Raw genomic sequence first — 16,757 nt, 5'->3', positions numbered from 1 at the left:
TCGATCCCGTTAACTCCCATTTTAGCGGGTGTAGTTTAGTGGTAAAACTACAGCCTTCCAAGCTGTTGTCGCGAGTTCGATTCTCGTCACCCGCTTTGAACTTTGTTCAAATTACCAAGTTTTTAACTTGGGCGCGTAGCTCAGGTGGTTAGAGCGCACGCCTGATAAGCGTGAGGTCGGTGGTTCGAGTCCACTCGTGCCCATAGTGTTTAGTCCATTACTAGAGAATTGAAACATTATCTTTTCACTAAGAGGACACGGGTTTATTCCCGTATAAACTATTTTGGAGGATTACCCAAGTCCGGCTGAAGGGAACGGTCTTGAAAACCGTCAGGCGTGTAAAAGCGTGCGTGGGTTCGAATCCCACATCCTCCTTTTATATTAACGCGGGATGGAGCAGCTCGGTAGCTCGTCGGGCTCATAACCCGAAGGTCGTAGGTTCAAATCCTGCTCCCGCAATAAGGCTCGGTAGCTCAGTTGGTAGAGCAATGGATTGAAGCTCCATGTGTCGGCGGTTCGATTCCGTCTCGCGCCATTTATATATTTGGAAGGGTAGCGAAGAGGCTAAACGCGGCGGACTGTAAATCCGCTCCTTCGGGTTCGGGGGTTCGAATCCCTCCCCTTCCATTTTACGGGCATAGTTTAAAGGTAGAACTAAGGTCTCCAAAACCTTCAGTGTGGGTTCAATTCCTACTGCCCGTGTTAATAGAATTATGGCGGGTGTGGTGAAGTGGTTAACACACCAGATTGTGGCTCTGGCATGCGTGGGTTCGATCCCCATCACTCGCCTATTTTATATTATTGGGGTATAGCCAAGCGGTAAGGCAAGGGACTTTGACTCCCTCATGCGTTGGTTCGAATCCAGCTACCCCAGTTACTATTTGCCGGCGTGGCGGAATTGGCAGACGCGCTGGACTCAAAATCCAGTGTCCGCAAGGACGTGCCGGTTCGACCCCGGCCGCCGGTATAGTTGAAAAGACAAGGTTTCTAATCCTTGTCTTTTTGTTATGTCATAAGAAATTTCTTGGAATTGTTACTAATAATTACTAATTTCATATAAAAGCACATGATTAAAAGTTATAGAAAGTGATATTTTTGGGTAATTGTATCATAGCAAAGAATAGGTATTGTTTTGCTATTCGTTACATCTCCATCAATAAAATAATGACTTTTACTATCATAGTAAATCTTACCCAGGTATCTTCTATCTTTAGCTACTTCCCAAGAAGCAATATGGCCCGAAATAATAGCTTTATGAAATCTACCAGTGGTAATAGGAAATTTGTTTGTAAATATCTCTGAACTCGTTAGTTCTTTCCAAAGCTTTCCGGCTTCTTCATCAATGCCAGCATGAACAAAAATTTGGGTATCAGTTTCATAATAGCGTTTATCCCTATATCGTTTTTTAAACCAGTTTATAAATGGATTGAATTTGATATTATTTTTAATTTCATTTCTAACACCTGTTTCAAAGTTGTTAGCATTCGATTTAAAAATATAGTTCAATTCCTCTGGAGAGAAGAAGCTTTTTATTGTTTCTGGAAATGCTGAAGCAGTAGGCTTATCTAAAATCAACCAATCATAAAACCATTCTTCATGGTTCCCTAGAAGAGTAATAATTTGATTAGGATAAACCTCCTCAAGTTCGATTATTTTGGAAATGACTTGAAAAGATTGAAGTCCATTATCAAGATAATCTCCTAGTAAAAATAGGCGATTATCTTGAACGTTTAAATTTACTTTATTGAGAGCGTCTATGAATTTATCCAAGTATCCATGTATATCAGATATTGCGTATATTTTAGCCATAGCGTCTCATCATTTCTTCATGTGAGATAGTTTTTTTGCCACATTCAACCCATTTTTTATAAGCTTCATCAGCGACCTTAATATCATACATATCTTCAATTTTCTCTATAACAGCTTGTCTAATAAAGTCAGTCTTTGTTGTATTATTTTCTTCAACAATAGCATTTAATAAAGAATTTAACTCTTGACTAAGTTGAATAGAAATTTGTGTATTAACAACATTATTCATATAACAGCCACCTAATAGTTATTTTAGATACATTATACTCCTAGTCTAAAAGTTTCTCAATAAAAAATTTCACTTTTTATAGTTATTTATTTTAATAAAATTGTAGTATCTGCAAGGATGTGCCAGTTCGAGACCGACCGCCAGTATAGTAATAAAGACAAAGTTTATAAGCCTTGTCTTTTGTTTTCTCTTTATAAAATTTTATAGTTTAGTTACTAACTTTTTTTCTTTGCTCTTAAAAATCTAATAGCAGAACTGTATTTCTTATTTCTCTCTAAGTCTTTTTCAGTAATTAATGGTAGTCTTGTTAAATCTGAATTATGCCGTAAATCCGCCAATTTTACAACTCTAGCGAGTTCATTTTTCTTTACTAGATTGAGATAGGATTGATAATCTTGTCCTTTTTTCTTTGTGAGTATATCGACGGCTTCTATAATGTTTTTTGAAAAACCTTCCTTTTTTAGGTCTAGTAGGGTTAGTGAAGTATCTTCAATTACATCATGTAGATAGGCGACAGCTTTCTCTTCATCAGTTGCGACAAAACTAGCTACTGTTTCAGGGTGTTTAATGTAGTCAATTCCTGCTCTATCAATTTGTCCAAAGTGTGCTTTTTTAGCTACTTCATGTGCTTTTATTACTTGTGATGTATCCATGATTTAATTATAAACTTTCCATTTATAAAACTCAATTACTTTATAGTAAATCATCTAGTTTATCAGCTAAATCCTTTTGCTTACTTGGGTACAAGTGAGAGTAGGTATCAATCGTGGTTGTTATAGAAGCATGTCCTAGTCGCTCTTTTACAACTAGATAATCTTCCCCTTGGTTAATCAGCAGGGAAGCGTGTGAGTGCCTAAAATCGTGTATGCGTATCTTTTTTAGTGTGCTATCACGTTCAATGATTTTCTTGTACTGCTTTTCAATAGCATTTTTTGTAATTGTGATAGGACTATTTTGAAACACTTGTAATGTTAGGCTATTGTTGGTAAATTGCTCTAATAGATGTTTTTGTCGCTTTTCCCAATCTTGTAATTCTTGGCTTAATTTTTTATTGATAACAATTCTTCTTGTTCCTGCTTTAGTTTTTGTTGTGCTGATATGAGTTACTCCTTTATTAACATAGACAGATTTCGTGATATGAATTGTATTACTTGAAAAGTCGATGTCTTGCCATGTTAGGGCAAGAGCTTCCCCAAGTCTTAATCCTGTAAAGAATAGAACAGTAAAGAGTAGTTTGATATTGTATTCTTCGGGTTCAAATAGTGTCAAAAACTTCTGAAATTCTTTGACTGTCCAAAATTGCATTTTTGTTTTTTCAATTGGCAACTTTTTTATCAATTTTGCTGGATTGGAGGAGTAATAGCCTTTTCGCAAACCAACATCAAAAATTTTTTTGAGTAAAATCATGATTTTGTTAATAGTATTTGTGCTTAACGGTTTATCAGAATTTTTAGCTACTTTTTGCCTAAGATGTTCTCTAAATTGGTAGATGTCTTCATAGGTTAGTTTTCTGACATTATCGACCATAGAAAAATAATCTTTGATGTGTTTGTTGTAATTATTATCTTGTGTATTGATATAGCTTGCTTTTCGATGATTTATGCTATCTTCTTCCTTAAGTAGTTCATATAGTATGGAGATAGTTATTTTAGCCCCATAGAAGCGTTCTTTTAACTCTACACTTCGTAAGTAGTGTTCTGCTTCAATAGCTTCTTTTTTCGTCTTATAGCCCTTTCTGACAAGTCTACGTTGCTTTAGTGTTATTGGGTCAAAACCGTTGCTAATATCAACTACCCAATTACCGTCTTTACCTTTTCTAATTGCCATATTTTACTCCTTGAGGGTACTGTTTTGAACATCAAAACCGAGTAATTCGGTAGCAATCGTAGCAGGTATAGTACCAATTCGCTTGTTCTGATAGACTGTAAAGCCTCGGGTTATAAGTAGCTCTTTCCCTTGGCGGATAATACGTTTAGATGTTCCTTCAGAGAAACCGAGGGCAATTAGGTCATTCTTAGTAACAGTTGCTATCATGTGACTTACTCCTTTATTCATCTAGTCTTATTTTCTTGTACTTTACATGATTATCGAAATACTGACCGTCTTTATAGACCTTACTAGTGTATTCCGTTTCATATAGTACGACTGAACTATCATAGTTAAAATCTTCATAAGTGTAAAATTTATCTTCATCAGGCTTTTTCAAGTTGCGTGATGAAAAATAGGCTTGCTTTCCGAAGTTTTCCAACAATTCTTGTCCAATACCTTTTTCAAAATACTTTGTGACATATCGACCGCGATTTTCTTTGCTGTCAACGTCAACTTTATTTATCCGTACTGCTCCATGCCCCCAAAGTTCTAATAATTGCTTATGTGGAATATAGGGAACACTGAATAGCAAAATATGACTATGCCATGCTTTACGTTTTTGCCTCTCTAATACTGCTATATATTTTAATTTACTTTTCTTGGTATTAAAAATGTGATAGTTAAAGCGTTTAATAAATGTTTTGAGTAAGTCTTTGAAGTGGTTTCTATCGCTGATATTTTCCTTAGTGGTCAATGTAAGAAAAGAAGTTGTATCATCAAAATTACAATCAACTAGACGGAGTAAGTTCCACTTGGCTTCTAAGCGAGTCTTCTTCATACGTTCAAGACGTTGTTCTTGTTCTAGGGGTGTTAGTTCATCAAATGTTCTGCGTTTTGCTTTTTCCTTGTTTTCAGTATTAGTATCTAAAATAGATTTTCCTTTTGAAAATATTGGCTTTTCATATTCCCAAATTTCAATATAGGAAGAAGTGCGGACTATTTTTTTATTATATGAGTTCATAAAAAATAGTTCCTTTTAGGTTGGCTTTCGCCAAAAGATTGTCTATATAATAAATAAACTAGGAGGAGCAAAGCTCCTCCCTACTTCTATCATGTGATCCTAAGCACCGCTCCGCTAAACACACTTCAGCTTGCCGACTGCTTGTCGGCAGTTTTGCTTAGGTACATGATGAGAAGTAGCTATTAAATTCATAATCGTGGTAATTGTTTTAATATTTTGTCTGTTGCCCAGTCTGTTGAAATGACCTCAAAATGTCCTTGGTCATAAACGAGCAAATCTCCGTTACCAATAAATTGATATTTATTATCTTTGTCAATATATAATGAAAAAGTATCTATACCAATAACATTTTTAGAAATATCAATAGATTCTTTAGGGGTATGTCCAACAATTTGTTTAGGAAAGTCTTGGTTGGGAAGCAGTTCTAATTCTCTAAAATGTGCCCATAAAGGAGAACCCCCAAGAGCTTTCCCACCACGCATTGGTCCTATTGTATAAGCTAGAATATCTAATTCTTCTTCATGCTCTTTGGTATAGAGGTTAAAATGCCATTCTTTTGGGTCAAATATCAGATTGAAACCAGCATGGCTAACTAAATAATCATCTAGTTGATAAGCTACTTGTAAATTCAAATCTTGTAATAATTGTTGAATTGAGAAAAAGACCTCTAGATTCTGAATTGAGAAAGGAGCTTGTTCTCCCAGTAAATAATAAGCATCATGATTACCTATAAGATTAATTACATCTATTCCGTTTTGCTCTTTATCTATTTTCCAAGAGTATAAAAAAGTGAGGTCTTTGGCATAAAGTTGGATATTGTTAGTTTGACCATGTAAATCAACGTAATCACCAAGAAAAATGATTCTCTTAATATTATGTGTTTGGATAATTTTGTCAACAATGGGTAAAATCAGTTGAGATTTTAAGTGTAAATCACCAATTAATAACGTCTTCATATATATTCCCCTCTTTATTTTTGATATTAGTCTAAGAATCGAATTAAGTTATAGCACATTGTTTCGGTGACAGATAAATAGAATTAACTATTCTTAAGATGTTATTTAATAATTTCCATGAATATCAGACATAGAGTAATATATAGCCATAATATCCTCTAATTGTCTATCGAGCATTTAAGGCATAGATATAAGCTACATAGCAAGCAAAATCCCCAATACGTTTTCTGTCATCGTTAAATTTTTCAAACCAAGCAACATCATTGCCCTGTTCACTTGCTAAACTTTTTAAAATCTTTAGTTGATAAATAACTTTATTGTGAGTAATAGTTCTAGATTCATCGCTGGTAAGTTTCTCTTCTCTTGAGAGTGTGAGCCATTTACCACGTGCAGAGGCATACTCTACGCATAGAAGCACAAATGTTGTCCATTCTTCTTGAAATTCTTTATCAAGTTGATTGGAGGAATTAAGGAGACTAGAATAGATTTGTTCTGCTTCAGAAAATGAAACAATCCCCTTTTCATTCTTAAAATCATCGTAGTTAAAAGTTTGCATTGTAAAACTCCTTTATATATCATCTAATCTTAGCTATTTTGTTACAGGTAAAACATCAGAACAAGCGAACCACAAATTTCCATTGAATTGCCCTACGTTTAAATCTTTAAGACTAACAGGACAAGTTTTATTATTCGTCATCTCTTGAACAGAAGCAGTAGGGGATAATGTATTTACTTTGACTTGTATCATCTCCATAAAAAAATCTGAGTTTTCGTCTTGAATTGACACGTTAAGTCTTAAAGCTACGGGCTTATTAGTCTCTCTGTCTAATACTTCTGTATACCCTTTAACGGCAAAAAAGCGATTGCCTAGTAACTCGGGTTTCAAAAAATCATTTAATTTCATGTTAAATTCCTTTCTTTCTTACCTCCTGCAATGCAGTCGGTTGGCTCTTTTTCTCTATTGAAAAGAATTCCTATTCCAACAGAGAAAAATACCGTTATTAGTAGTTTGGCAGTATATTTCTAACTACCTGTAAAAATTCTTGTTTAGTTTTTAAATCAACAAATGGCACAATTGTTAGCACAGGCTCAACCGAATTTATTCCATCAGCGAAAAATAGAGCTTCCCCTTTCCTGTCTGATACAGTAGGTACATTCTCAAGTTCACACATAGAAAATGCCATTTTTAACCGGTCTATACCAATATTCGAGAGATACAAAACACTTGATATTTGGAGGCGCAACTCCACAGGAATATTGTCTGCATTAGGGTCTTGGGTACTAAGGCAGAGGTGAAAACCTGCCTGGCGTCCTTTGCGAGCAATCAAACCCAAATTTTGCAAAATTTCGTTCCATAACTCTTTACCTTGTTTGCTAGAGCCACAACTATCACGAATAGAAGCGAGCTCATCAATAAACAGGAAATTCGGTGTCATCCCCAAATCATATGCATCAGCATTTAGAGAACTGTTCTGCTTGATAACCTCAAAACGTTCATTCATCATCTCCACAAACTGTCTTGATAGCTTTGCAAGTGAAGTAGGAGAAGAACCTACGGAAACACTTTTGCCCAATTCTTCTTCAAGAAGCTTGCCAAGGGCATATAAGTCTGCCCCTTTTCCGTCTACAATGCCTAAGTAAGTACCGTCAACAGTTCCACAACCTTTAGCCAGTGCATTAAATAAGTACCATTGTAGGGCTATTGTTTTTCCTGTCCCTGTTCGTCCATATATACCGATATTAGTATTCGATTTCAGAGAGAATTGTTGGGTATTTGATAGCTTGATTATTGGACTAGGAATATCCTTAAAAAACTCCCTAGTTAATGTATTAGTATTAAAAACGTATTGTTCAATTTCTTCTATCTTCCCTAACACGTATACTATTTTATCGATTTCTTCTTTTTTAGACAGCAAGGACAAGCCCAAAGTGGGGCATAGATATTCCTCTAAATTTTTCAAGGTTTTCAGATAACGGTTGCCAAATAATGGGACACAGACAATAACTTTGTTATCCTTAGAAACGTCAAAATATAGAACTGCTGTATCTACTACTTCATTATCACTTTCATCATAAAGAGCCAAACTAACTAACATATAAAACAATGCTTCTCTGATATTGAGCTTGTTTCTCAATTTTGCTATAAAATTAGAACGAAAGAACTTCTCTACGAAAAAAAGAAGACTTATAAAAAACATGGAAAAGACTAGACGTGCAATAAATGGGATTGTAGCAATCCATGAACACATGAGAAGTAAAAGGGTAAAAATTTGAATAGCTAGTCTAACAATTTTAATATTTCGAGGACGAATAAAGTACGGATACTTATTCATCACCGAGATTCTTTGATTCAACATTCTCATGTTTTCTCTCCTCTCCAGCAGGGGAAGCCATATCTATAAAAATCATCAAAAAGATAATCATCGTAATACCCATCAATATTGCAATAGCTTCAAAGATAGGAGAATAGACATTTTTTAAAAGAAGCACATAATATAATGTGCAACCAAATCCAATAAAGAACAAATAAAAAAGATATTTATAGAGATTCTTCATGACGCAATTCCTTTCTTTTTTAAGATATAAAAGGGGAGGAATACTCCCCTAGATTAAACTAAGATAATGCCCCTGCAAGAGCCTTAACTAGGTAATTGTGTTTTACTCTTTTCCAACCCAATTTGCCTAGAACATAATAATAGATGTCAGGGTTAATCTCAAACTCATGTTCAACTGATAAAATGCTATCTTCATCAGCTTTTCTAGAATATGAACGATGTTTTTCTTTAACAAGTTCAATAATCTCATCTGTAATAAAATCAGAAGTATTAGTATTGTAAAAATACAATTCACTATAAATTTTCTTTGAGGTAAAGATGTCATCCGCTAAGCATGTCCCTGTTACCGTATGAAATAACTGACATGCTCTATCCCACATATCCAACAAACTTGCTACATACTTAACAGATAAATTTTGCCCATATAGTGTATTTTTAAGTTTTTTCGCATATGGTAATGCATCTGTTGAATCATATTTGTAGGAACCTCCAACAACTGCATCAGGAACATATCTTGATAGCCTATGACAATACCCTTGTTCGATAACATCGTCAAAGGTATGAGTTTTAGTTTTTGGAACTATTTTTTTTGAATTCATAACAATATTTCCTTTCAAAATTAATATATGTATTATTGTTTCAATTAGTCTCTACTCTGGGTGAGGCTCTTGCAATATTCATTTATCTTCTCCTTTTTGTGTTTTGTGTATAAATGTAGTATCTTGCAAATATAGTTTCCAATTATCCTGAGAAACTATAGATATGATTTAATTCTCGTATCAATCAAAAATCTCTCCTTGTTCTTCTTCACAATAATAGGCGTCCATCTCTTCATAAAAATACTCTAATGCCATTTGTTCTTCTGGGGTCATGACAAATTTTCCTTTCTACACGGTGTTTGAGGTAATTATTTACCTGTTGATGATATCTTAGCATATCGTATCCACTATGTCAAGAAAAATACGGTCTTTTTGTCTAATATTTTTAAATAGACCGTTTATTTTAAAAAAATAGACAAAAAAGATTTGCGATGCTATAATGGTTAGATGGAGGAACAATATGACAACAGTAGATAAAGCAAATAATTTTGTTATTGTAGTGGAAAGAAGAATGACACAAGTTTATAAAACATTGTCACTAATAGGAAATTTATCAAATAAAAGATATTATGAATATAGTGATGAAGAAGTTAATGAGTTATTTTTAAAATTATTAGATAAAGGAAATGAAATAAAAAAATTTTTTTTAGAATATTCAAATTCAAGAACAGAATTTTATGAAAAAAAACGTAATTTATCATCCTCATTTCATTTTTTATCTCCTAAATTGGAGATTGAAAAAAACGATAATTTTAGAGAAATTGCTGAATCAAGAGTTAGTAAAGTATTTGGGACAATGAACTCAATAGCAAATACTGCTTATAAACCTAATTATGATTATACTAATCAGCAGGTGGAAGAGATATTCGAAGGATATAAGAATAAAATAGTGGAGATAAAAGGTATCTATAGTCCGTTGGAAAAATTCTCGTTTTCAATCCAGAGTAAAATAATCATTGAAAAGTGAGATAAAATGGAATTTTGGAATGACACAATTCAAATCGTCAAAGAGTGGCGACCAGTCAATTATTCAGTTTCTGAAGATGAAGACTTTGAAGCTGTGAAGAAAAAAGCAATTAGAAATTTTCAAGGTTATCTAAAATTACTTGATGAGAATACTGAAGAAGGCTACCAAGAAGTTATAAGGTTATTTACATTCAGCAAATTCTATGGTGAAGAACTGTGTAACGATGAAGAACTGAACAAATTGAGTAGAGATATAAGAGGAAGATTAAAAAAATTTCGTTCCTAAAAAGTTACTAAAAACAAAAAAATTGTTTTTTAAATAATACAAATGGTTTTTTATAACGTTGATTATGCTAACTTATAAAGATGTAAAATCTTAAACACCAAACTCAAAATCCAGTGTCCGCAAGGACGTGCCGGTTCGACCCCGGCCGCCGGTATAGTATAGAGTTAAGGAACGTGGTATATCTTCGTTCCTTTTTATATTATTTTTGGTATAATAATAGTTATTCAAATTTTATTTAGATTATGAAAGTGTAGGGAAGTATGTCTCGTTCTATCGATATATTAAAACATCGGTATTTGAAAAATATTAAAGAAAATCCTGAATTGTTTGTCGGAATTGAGTTGGAGTATCCTGTTGCAAATTTAGAAGGGGATGCTACAAATGTTGAAATTATAAAGGATCTATTTCATTATTTAGTTTCCGCTCTGGATTTCACTGTAGAAAAGGTAGATGATTTTGGCAATCCTATCCAGTTAGTAGATCCGATAAGTCAGGATGCTATTTTATTTGAAGTTTCCTATACAACGATTGAGTTTGCATTTGGTAAGGCTGAAACGATTCAAGAGGTCGAAAATCGTTTCAATAATTATATGAATGTAATTCAGAAAAAATTAAGTGAATCAAATCATGCTATTGTTGGCTGTGGCATTAATCCTAACTGGGATAAGGATGAGAACTGTCCAGTGGCTTACCCACGGTATCGCATGTTGATGGACTATTTGAATTTGAGTAGAAATGTGACTGAATCAGACTTGCATCATTTCCCTGAATATGGTGCTTTTATCTGTGGGAGTCAGGTTCAGCTGGATGTTTCAAAATCTAACTACTTACGGGTGATTAATGCTTTTACTCAAATTGAAGCAGTTAAGGCATATTTATTTGCCAATTCTGAGTTTTCAGGTGCAGATTGGGATACGAAAATTTCAAGGGACATTTTCTGGGAAGAATCGATGCATGGTATCTATCCAGAAAACGTCGGGGTCAATGCTAGACTCTTTAAAGATGAGGATGATTTTTTTGATTATCTAGATCATTCTGCAATTTTTACTGCGGAACGTGATGGACAAACCTATTATTTTTATCCGATTCAGGCTAGGGCCTATTTGCCTACACCTGAAATCCAGGCATTTGCCCTGAATGGGGATGATGTTCTTATTTCCCCTCAAGAGAAAGACTTTGAAACTCATCGTAGTTATCAGTATCAGGACTTAACGACTCGAGGAACGGTTGAGTTTCGTAGTGTGTGTACTCAGCCGCTTGATAGGACTTTTGCTTCTGCTGCCTTTCACTTGGGATTATTAGTTAATTTAGGCAAGTTAGAAGCTTGCTTAGAAACAGCACCTTTCTTTAAAGAATTTGGGCGAAATTATAAGTTTTTAAGACGACAATTTTCTAAGAAGAAGCTTACAGATGAGGAAGAAACTGCGATTATTGAAATTTCCAAAGACTTACTCCTGCTAGCTGAGGAAGGACTGGAGATGAGAAATAAGCAAGAAATGACCTACTTACAGCCTTTGAAAGAAGAATTGGGCCTATAATTTTTCTTATAAAGGGAGAATTTTCTGAAAAATCATGATATAATGGAAGAGACTATAGATAAAGGATAGAGAGTAATGACATTAGTTTATCAATCAACGCGTGATGCCAACAATACAGTAACTGCTAGCCAAGCAATTTTGCAAGGTTTGGCAACGGATGGTGGTTTGTTTACACCGCTTACTTATCCAAAGGTAGATTTGGACTTTGACAAATTGAAAGATGCTTCTTATCAGGAAGTTGCTAAGCTTGTTTTGTCAGCATTTTTAGATGACTTTACAGCTGAAGAGTTGGACTACTGTATAAACAATGCCTACGATAGCAAGTTTGATACTCCAGCTATCGCACCATTAGTGAAATTAGACGGGCAATACAACTTGGAATTGTTCCATGGTTCAACGATTGCCTTTAAGGATATGGCCTTGTCTATTTTGCCATACTTTATGACAACAGCTGCTAAGAAGCATGGTTTGGAGAACAAGATTGTCATCTTAACAGCAACATCTGGTGACACGGGGAAAGCTGCTATGGCAGGGTTTGCGGATGTTCCTGGTACAGAGATTATTGTCTTTTATCCGAAGGATGGTGTCAGCAAGGTACAAGAGTTGCAAATGACCACTCAGACTGGTGACAATACTCATGTTATCGCCATTGATGGTAACTTTGACGATGCGCAGACTAATGTGAAACATATGTTCAACGATGTGGCTCTTCGTGAGAAATTGGCTACCAACAAGTTGCAATTTTCATCTGCTAATTCTATGAACATTGGTCGTTTAGTGCCACAGATTGTTTATTATGTTTATGCCTATGCTCAGTTGGTTAAGACTGGTGAGATTGTGGCTGGTGATAAGGTCAACTTCACAGTACCAACAGGAAACTTTGGAAATATCTTGGCTGCTTTTTATGCTAAGCAAATTGGTCTCCCAGTTGGTAAATTAATCTGTGCTTCAAATGACAACAATGTTTTGACAGACTTCTTTAAAACTCGTGTCTATGATAAGAAACGTGAGTTTAAAGTAACAACTAGTCCATCTATGGATATCTTGGTATCTTCAAATTTGGAGCGTCTCATTTTCCATCTTTTGGGGAATGATGCTGAAAAGACAGCTGAACTTATGAATGCCTTGAACACGCAAGGACAATATGAGTTGACAGACTTTGATGCAGAGATTCTTGAACTATTTGCAGCTGAATATGCGACTGAGGAAGAAACAGCAGCAGAAATCAAGCGTGTTTATGAGTCAGATTCTTATATCGAGGATCCACATACGGCGGTTGCCTCAGCAGTTTATAGAAAATACCAAGCGGCTACTGGCGATGTGACTAAGACGGTGATTGCTTCAACAGCTAGTCCATACAAGTTCCCAGTAGTTGCAGTAGAAGCGGTAACAGGGAAAGTTGGCTTGACTGACTTTGAAGCCTTGGCTCAATTACATGAAATCTCAGGCGTTGCAGTGCCACCAGCAGTTGATGGCCTTGAAACAGCTCCTGTTCGTCACAAGACAACAGTGGCAGCTACTGATATGCAAGCAGCGGTTGAGGCTTATCTAGGACTTTAAGACAGAGGGAGTAAACTCGGTTGGGAAACCAACTGAGTTTCTTTTCATCAGGAGGAGAGATTGTTTAAGAAAAATAAAGACATTCTGAATATTGCCTTGCCAGCTATGGGCGAAAACTTTTTGCAAATGCTCATGGGGATGGTGGACAGTTATTTGGTTGCTCATTTAGGATTGATAGCTATTTCAGGTGTATCAGTAGCTGGCAATATTATCACGATTTACCAGGCGATTTTCATCGCTCTGGGAGCTGCTATTTCCAGTGTTATTTCAAAAAGTTTGGGGCAGAAGGATCAGTCTAAGTTAGCCTATCATGTGACTGAGGCCTTGAAGATTACCTTATTATTAAGTTTCCTTTTAGGAGCTTTGTCCCTCTTCGCTGGTCAAGAGATGATAGGACTTTTGGGGACGGAGAGGGATGTAGCTGAGAGTGGTGGACTCTACCTATCCTTGGTAGGCGGATCGATTGTTCTCTTAGGTTTAATGACTAGTTTTGGTGCCTTGATTCGTGCAACGCATAATCCACGTTTGCCTCTCTATGTGAGTCTTTTATCCAATGCCTTGAATATTCTTTTTTCAAGTATAGCTATTTTTGTTCTGGATATGGGGATAGCTGGTGTTGCTTGGGGGACAATTCTGTCTCGTTTGGTAGGTCTTGTGATTTTATGGTCGAAATTAAAGTTGCATTTTGAGAAACCGACTTTTGGTTTAGATAAGGAACTATTGACCTTGGCTTTACCAGCAGCTGGAGAGCGGCTTATGATGCGGGCTGGTGATGTCGTTATCATTGCCTTGGTCGTTTCTTTTGGGACAGAGGCCGTGGCTGGAAATGCAATCGGAGAAGTCTTGACCCAGTTTAACTACATGCCTGCCTTTGGCGTTGCTACGGCAACGGTCATGCTGGTAGCTCGAGCAGTTGGAGAGGATAATTGGGAAAGAGTCACTAGTTTGAGCAAACAAACCTTTTGGCTTTCTCTGATTCTCATGTTGCCTTTGACGCTTAGTGTCTATGCCTTAGGAATACCACTGACTCATCTCTATACGACTGATCCTCTAGCGGTGGAGGCTAGTGTTCTAGTGACACTTTTTTCACTACTTGGAACTCCTATGACGATAGGAACAGTCATCTATACAGCAGTCTGGCAGGGTTTGGGTAATGCTCGGCTTCCCTTTTATGCGACAAGTATAGGAATGTGGTGTATCCGCATTGGAACAGGATATCTGATGGGGATTGTGCTTGGTTGGGGCTTGCCCGGTATTTGGGCAGGAACCCTTTTGGATAATGGTTTTCGTTGGTTATTTCTACGTTACCGTTACCAGCGTTATATGAGCTTGAAAGGATAGAAAATGCAAAAAACAGCTTTTATTTGGGATTTAGACGGGACTTTATTGGACTCTTACGAAGCTATTTTATTAGGGATTGAGGAAACTTTTGCTCAGTTTTCTATTCCTTATGATAAGGAGAAAGTGAGAGAGTTTATCCTCAAGTATTCGGTGCAGGATTTGCTTGTGCAGGTAGCAGAAGAGCGAAAGCTAGATGTGGAAGTGCTAAATCAGGTGCGTGCCCAGAGTCTGGCTGAAAAAAATTCCCAGGTAGTTTTGATGCCAGGTGCGCGTGATGTGCTAGCTTGGGCAGAGGAATCAAGAATTCAGCAGTTTGTTTACACTCATAAGGGAGACAATGCTCTTACCATTCTAAGAGACTTGGGGTTGGAATCTTATTTTACAGAGATTATAACCAGTCAGAGTGGCTTTGCGCGCAAGCCTAATCCAGAAGCGGCTAACTATCTGATAGACAAGTATCAGTTGAATCCTGATAATACTTATTATATAGGGGATCGGACTCTGGATGTGGAATTCGCCCAGAATAGTGGGATTCGAAGTATCAACTTTTTAGAGTCAACTTATGAAGGCAATCATAGGATTCAAGGGTTAGCAGATATTACTTATATTTTTGAGAGCAAGTAACGAGAAGATTGTGTCAGTTTTGTGACAGAGACCTAACAAACTATTTCAAGTAACTGAGTTTGTTACAAGGAATAGACAGTTCTATTAAATAGGCCCGAGAGGGCTTTTTTTCTGCTCTTTTTGTGTTATCATAGACAGGTACTCATTTGAAAGGAATTTGAAAGAATGAAGAAAAGAATATTATTAGCCTCAACAGTAGCCTTGTCATTTGCCCCAGTATTGGCAACCCAAGCAGAAGAAGTTCTTTGGACTGCACGTAGTGTAGAGCAAATCCAAAACGATTTGACTAAAACGGACAACAAAACAAGTTATACCGTTCAGTATGGTGATACTTTGAGCACCATTGCAGAAGCCTTGGGTGTAGATGTCACAGTTCTTGCGAATTTGAATAAAATAACTAATATGGATCTGATTTTCCCAGAAACTGTTTTGACAACAACTGTCAATGAAGCAGAAGAAGTAACGGAAGTTGAAATCCAAATACCTCAAGCAGATTCTAGTGAGGAAGTGACAACTGCGACAGCAGATTTGACAACCAATCAAGTGACGGTTGATGATCAAACTGTTCAGCTTGTAGACCTTTCTCAACCGATTGCAGAAGCTCCAAAAGAAGTAGCATCAAATTCAGAAGTTGCAGAGACAGTGACTGCTGCAGAAGAAGTAGCACCATCTACAGAGACTTTTACCCCAGAGGAGCAAACAACCGAAACAAGTAGTGCAGTTGCAGAAGCAGCTCCTCAGGCAACGACTCCAGCTGAGAAAGAGGAAACACAAGCAAGCCCTCAGGCTGAATCAGCAGTGGAAACAACTACAACTCCAGTAGAAGAAAAAGAAGTCTCATTAAATGAAGCTACACCAACAGTTTCTACTTATTAACCAGAAGAGACGAAAACAGTTTCAACAACTTACGCGGCTCCAGCTGCGCCCGATTATGCTGGACTTGCAGTAGCGAAATCTGAAAATGCAGGTCTCCAACCACAAACGGCTGCCTTTAAAGAAGAAATTGCTAACTTGTTTGGCATCACATCCTTTAGTGGTTACCGTCCAGGGGACAGTGGAGATCATGGAAAAGGTTTGGCTATCGATTTTATGGTACCAGAAAGCTCAGAACTAGGGGATAAGATTGCGGAATACGCTATTCAAAACATGGCTAGCCGCGGCATTAGTTACATCATCTGGAAACAACGTTTCTATGCACCATTCGATAGCAAATATGGGCCAGCTAATACTTGGAACCCAATGCCAGACCGTGGTAGCGTGACAGAAAATCACTATGATCATGTTCACGTTTCAATGAATGGATAAACTAGACTTTGTAATATCATTTTGACGAATGAGATTTAGCTTTCATGATAGGAAGCGAGTCTCGTTCGTTTTTTCTTTGTCATACTCTTCGAAAATCTCTTCAAACTACGTCAGTTTTATCTGCAACCTCAAAGCTGTGCTTTGAGCAACCTACGGCTA

Annotated in this window: 18 protein-coding genes, 10 tRNA genes and 1 pseudogene; 17 read left to right on the top strand and 12 right to left on the bottom strand. The window is 36.4% G+C overall.

Annotation, left to right across the window (positions count from 1 at the left end):
- Nucleotides 1-24: 24 nt before the first annotated feature.
- The 10 genes from HT730_RS08220 to HT730_RS08175 all read left to right on the top strand — a co-directional run bounded on the left by HT730_RS08220 (nt 25) and on the right by HT730_RS08175 (nt 967).
- Nucleotides 25-95, top strand: a tRNA-Gly gene (locus tag HT730_RS08220).
- A 34-nt stretch (nt 96-129) separates the two neighbouring features.
- Nucleotides 130-203: transfer RNA gene (locus HT730_RS08215), tRNA-Ile, on the top strand.
- A gap of 82 nt (nt 204-285) precedes the next feature.
- Nucleotides 286-375, top strand: a tRNA-Ser gene (locus HT730_RS08210).
- Between the two features lie 10 nt (nt 376-385).
- Nucleotides 386-459: transfer RNA gene (locus HT730_RS08205), tRNA-Met, on the top strand.
- A gap of 3 nt (nt 460-462) precedes the next feature.
- Nucleotides 463-535 (top strand) — tRNA-Phe (locus HT730_RS08200).
- An 11-nt stretch (nt 536-546) separates the two neighbouring features.
- Nucleotides 547-627: transfer RNA gene (locus HT730_RS08195), tRNA-Tyr, on the top strand.
- A 4-nt stretch (nt 628-631) separates the two neighbouring features.
- A tRNA-Trp gene (locus HT730_RS08190) sits at nt 632-702 on the top strand.
- Between the two features lie 14 nt (nt 703-716).
- Nucleotides 717-789: transfer RNA gene (locus HT730_RS08185), tRNA-His, on the top strand.
- 13 nt (nt 790-802) lie between these two features.
- Nucleotides 803-874: transfer RNA gene (locus tag HT730_RS08180), tRNA-Gln, on the top strand.
- Nucleotides 875-883: 9 nt separating this feature from the next.
- Nucleotides 884-967: transfer RNA gene (locus HT730_RS08175), tRNA-Leu, on the top strand.
- 110 nt (nt 968-1,077) lie between these two features.
- On the opposite strand, the gene HT730_RS08170 is transcribed toward HT730_RS08175, so the two are convergent.
- The 12 genes from HT730_RS08170 to HT730_RS08115 all read right to left on the bottom strand — a co-directional run bounded on the left by HT730_RS08170 (nt 1,078) and on the right by HT730_RS08115 (nt 8,978).
- Nucleotides 1,078-1,809: a metallophosphoesterase gene (locus HT730_RS08170; RefSeq protein WP_173307300.1), complete on the bottom strand. Its 732-nt coding sequence runs from the start codon at nt 1,807-1,809 to the stop codon at nt 1,078-1,080.
- Nucleotides 1,802-2,038, bottom strand: coding sequence for a DUF6290 family protein (locus HT730_RS08165; protein WP_173307299.1), 237 nt, complete (start codon nt 2,036-2,038; stop codon nt 1,802-1,804). Before HT730_RS08165 ends, HT730_RS08170 begins: the two co-directional genes overlap by 8 nt.
- A 215-nt stretch (nt 2,039-2,253) precedes the next feature.
- Complete coding sequence (locus HT730_RS08160) at nt 2,254-2,691, bottom strand: HD domain-containing protein (RefSeq protein ID WP_000381524.1); 438 nt, start codon at nt 2,689-2,691, stop codon at nt 2,254-2,256.
- A gap of 40 nt (nt 2,692-2,731) precedes the next feature.
- Entirely contained in the window at nt 2,732-3,865 is a 1,134-nt protein-coding gene (locus HT730_RS08155) for a site-specific integrase (RefSeq protein ID WP_173307298.1), read from the bottom strand.
- Nucleotides 3,866-3,868: 3 nt separating this feature from the next.
- Nucleotides 3,869-4,072, bottom strand: coding sequence for a DUF3173 domain-containing protein (locus tag HT730_RS08150; RefSeq protein ID WP_001858113.1), 204 nt, complete (start codon nt 4,070-4,072; stop codon nt 3,869-3,871).
- 13 nt (nt 4,073-4,085) lie between these two features.
- Nucleotides 4,086-4,868 carry a Rep protein gene (locus HT730_RS08145; RefSeq protein WP_173307297.1) on the bottom strand — a complete coding sequence of 261 codons (783 nt, stop codon included), beginning with the start codon at nt 4,866-4,868 and terminating at the stop codon, nt 4,086-4,088.
- Between the two features lie 188 nt (nt 4,869-5,056).
- Entirely contained in the window at nt 5,057-5,824 is a 768-nt protein-coding gene (locus tag HT730_RS08140) for a metallophosphoesterase (protein ID WP_101776969.1), read from the bottom strand.
- 166 nt (nt 5,825-5,990) lie between these two features.
- A complete protein-coding gene (locus HT730_RS08135) occupies nt 5,991-6,380 on the bottom strand; it encodes a hypothetical protein (protein ID WP_101776968.1) in 390 nt (129 codons plus the stop codon).
- Between the two features lie 33 nt (nt 6,381-6,413).
- Complete coding sequence (locus tag HT730_RS08130; RefSeq protein ID WP_173307296.1) at nt 6,414-6,728, bottom strand: hypothetical protein; 315 nt, start codon at nt 6,726-6,728, stop codon at nt 6,414-6,416.
- A 97-nt stretch (nt 6,729-6,825) separates the two neighbouring features.
- Nucleotides 6,826-8,187 carry an FtsK/SpoIIIE domain-containing protein gene (locus HT730_RS08125; protein WP_173276809.1) on the bottom strand — a complete coding sequence of 454 codons (1,362 nt, stop codon included), beginning with the start codon at nt 8,185-8,187 and terminating at the stop codon, nt 6,826-6,828.
- Nucleotides 8,150-8,380, bottom strand: coding sequence for a hypothetical protein (locus HT730_RS08120; protein WP_000794049.1), 231 nt, complete (start codon nt 8,378-8,380; stop codon nt 8,150-8,152). The genes HT730_RS08125 and HT730_RS08120 overlap by 38 nt, the downstream gene beginning before the upstream one ends.
- Before the next feature lie 58 nt (nt 8,381-8,438).
- Entirely contained in the window at nt 8,439-8,978 is a 540-nt protein-coding gene (locus tag HT730_RS08115) for a hypothetical protein (RefSeq protein WP_001086132.1), read from the bottom strand.
- A 460-nt stretch (nt 8,979-9,438) separates the two neighbouring features.
- On the opposite strand from HT730_RS08115, the gene HT730_RS08110 reads away from it, so the two are divergent.
- The 7 genes and pseudogenes from HT730_RS08110 to HT730_RS08080 all read left to right on the top strand — a co-directional run bounded on the left by HT730_RS08110 (nt 9,439) and on the right by HT730_RS08080 (nt 16,598).
- A complete protein-coding gene (locus HT730_RS08110) occupies nt 9,439-9,945 on the top strand; it encodes a hypothetical protein (protein ID WP_173254950.1) in 507 nt (168 codons plus the stop codon).
- 6 nt (nt 9,946-9,951) lie between these two features.
- Nucleotides 9,952-10,230, top strand: a complete 279-nt coding sequence (locus HT730_RS08105) for a hypothetical protein (protein WP_173276810.1) — start codon at nt 9,952-9,954, stop codon at nt 10,228-10,230.
- 260 nt (nt 10,231-10,490) lie between these two features.
- Nucleotides 10,491-11,768 (top strand): gamma-glutamylcysteine synthetase, encoded by a 1,278-nt coding sequence (locus tag HT730_RS08100; protein ID WP_173307295.1) that lies wholly within the window; start codon nt 10,491-10,493, stop codon nt 11,766-11,768.
- 75 nt (nt 11,769-11,843) lie between these two features.
- Nucleotides 11,844-13,328, top strand: coding sequence for a threonine synthase (gene thrC, locus HT730_RS08095; RefSeq protein ID WP_173307294.1), 1,485 nt, complete (start codon nt 11,844-11,846; stop codon nt 13,326-13,328).
- 60 nt (nt 13,329-13,388) lie between these two features.
- A complete protein-coding gene (locus HT730_RS08090; RefSeq protein ID WP_173214445.1) occupies nt 13,389-14,669 on the top strand; it encodes an MATE family efflux transporter in 1,281 nt (426 codons plus the stop codon).
- Nucleotides 14,670-14,672: 3 nt separating this feature from the next.
- Nucleotides 14,673-15,293, top strand: a complete 621-nt coding sequence (locus HT730_RS08085; RefSeq protein ID WP_173307293.1) for an HAD family hydrolase — start codon at nt 14,673-14,675, stop codon at nt 15,291-15,293.
- Between the two features lie 165 nt (nt 15,294-15,458).
- Nucleotides 15,459-16,598, top strand: a pseudogene (locus tag HT730_RS08080) (LysM peptidoglycan-binding domain-containing protein).
- The last annotated feature ends 159 nt before the right edge of the window (nt 16,599-16,757 follow it).

The sequence above is a fragment of the Streptococcus sp. k-628 genome (genome assembly GCF_013277475.1).
Lineage (GTDB): Bacteria > Bacillota > Bacilli > Lactobacillales > Streptococcaceae > Streptococcus.
Note: the sequence above shows the minus strand (reverse complement) of the source record. Positions and strands in the feature narration are given on the sequence as shown.

What these genes read in the sequence shown, in the direction of transcription:
- HT730_RS08170 (WP_173307300.1), bottom strand. Translation starts at nt 1,809, where the DNA reads ATGGCTAAAATATACGCAATATCTGATATACATGGATACTTGGATAAA.
- HT730_RS08165 (WP_173307299.1), bottom strand. Translation starts at nt 2,038, where the DNA reads ATGAATAATGTTGTTAATACACAAATTTCTATTCAACTTAGTCAAGAG.
- HT730_RS08160 (WP_000381524.1), bottom strand. Translation starts at nt 2,691, where the DNA reads ATGGATACATCACAAGTAATAAAAGCACATGAAGTAGCTAAAAAAGCA.
- HT730_RS08155 (WP_173307298.1), bottom strand. Translation starts at nt 3,865, where the DNA reads ATGGCAATTAGAAAAGGTAAAGACGGTAATTGGGTAGTTGATATTAGC.
- HT730_RS08150 (WP_001858113.1), bottom strand. Translation starts at nt 4,072, where the DNA reads ATGATAGCAACTGTTACTAAGAATGACCTAATTGCCCTCGGTTTCTCT.
- HT730_RS08145 (WP_173307297.1), bottom strand. Translation starts at nt 4,868, where the DNA reads ATGAACTCATATAATAAAAAAATAGTCCGCACTTCTTCCTATATTGAA.
- HT730_RS08140 (WP_101776969.1), bottom strand. Translation starts at nt 5,824, where the DNA reads ATGAAGACGTTATTAATTGGTGATTTACACTTAAAATCTCAACTGATT.
- HT730_RS08135 (WP_101776968.1), bottom strand. Translation starts at nt 6,380, where the DNA reads ATGCAAACTTTTAACTACGATGATTTTAAGAATGAAAAGGGGATTGTT.
- HT730_RS08130 (WP_173307296.1), bottom strand. Translation starts at nt 6,728, where the DNA reads ATGAAATTAAATGATTTTTTGAAACCCGAGTTACTAGGCAATCGCTTT.
- HT730_RS08125 (WP_173276809.1), bottom strand. Translation starts at nt 8,187, where the DNA reads ATGAGAATGTTGAATCAAAGAATCTCGGTGATGAATAAGTATCCGTAC.
- HT730_RS08120 (WP_000794049.1), bottom strand. Translation starts at nt 8,380, where the DNA reads ATGAAGAATCTCTATAAATATCTTTTTTATTTGTTCTTTATTGGATTT.
- HT730_RS08115 (WP_001086132.1), bottom strand. Translation starts at nt 8,978, where the DNA reads ATGAATTCAAAAAAAATAGTTCCAAAAACTAAAACTCATACCTTTGAC.
- HT730_RS08110 (WP_173254950.1), top strand. Translation starts at nt 9,439, where the DNA reads ATGACAACAGTAGATAAAGCAAATAATTTTGTTATTGTAGTGGAAAGA.
- HT730_RS08105 (WP_173276810.1), top strand. Translation starts at nt 9,952, where the DNA reads ATGGAATTTTGGAATGACACAATTCAAATCGTCAAAGAGTGGCGACCA.
- HT730_RS08100 (WP_173307295.1), top strand. Translation starts at nt 10,491, where the DNA reads ATGTCTCGTTCTATCGATATATTAAAACATCGGTATTTGAAAAATATT.
- thrC (WP_173307294.1), top strand. Translation starts at nt 11,844, where the DNA reads ATGACATTAGTTTATCAATCAACGCGTGATGCCAACAATACAGTAACT.
- HT730_RS08085 (WP_173307293.1), top strand. Translation starts at nt 14,673, where the DNA reads ATGCAAAAAACAGCTTTTATTTGGGATTTAGACGGGACTTTATTGGAC.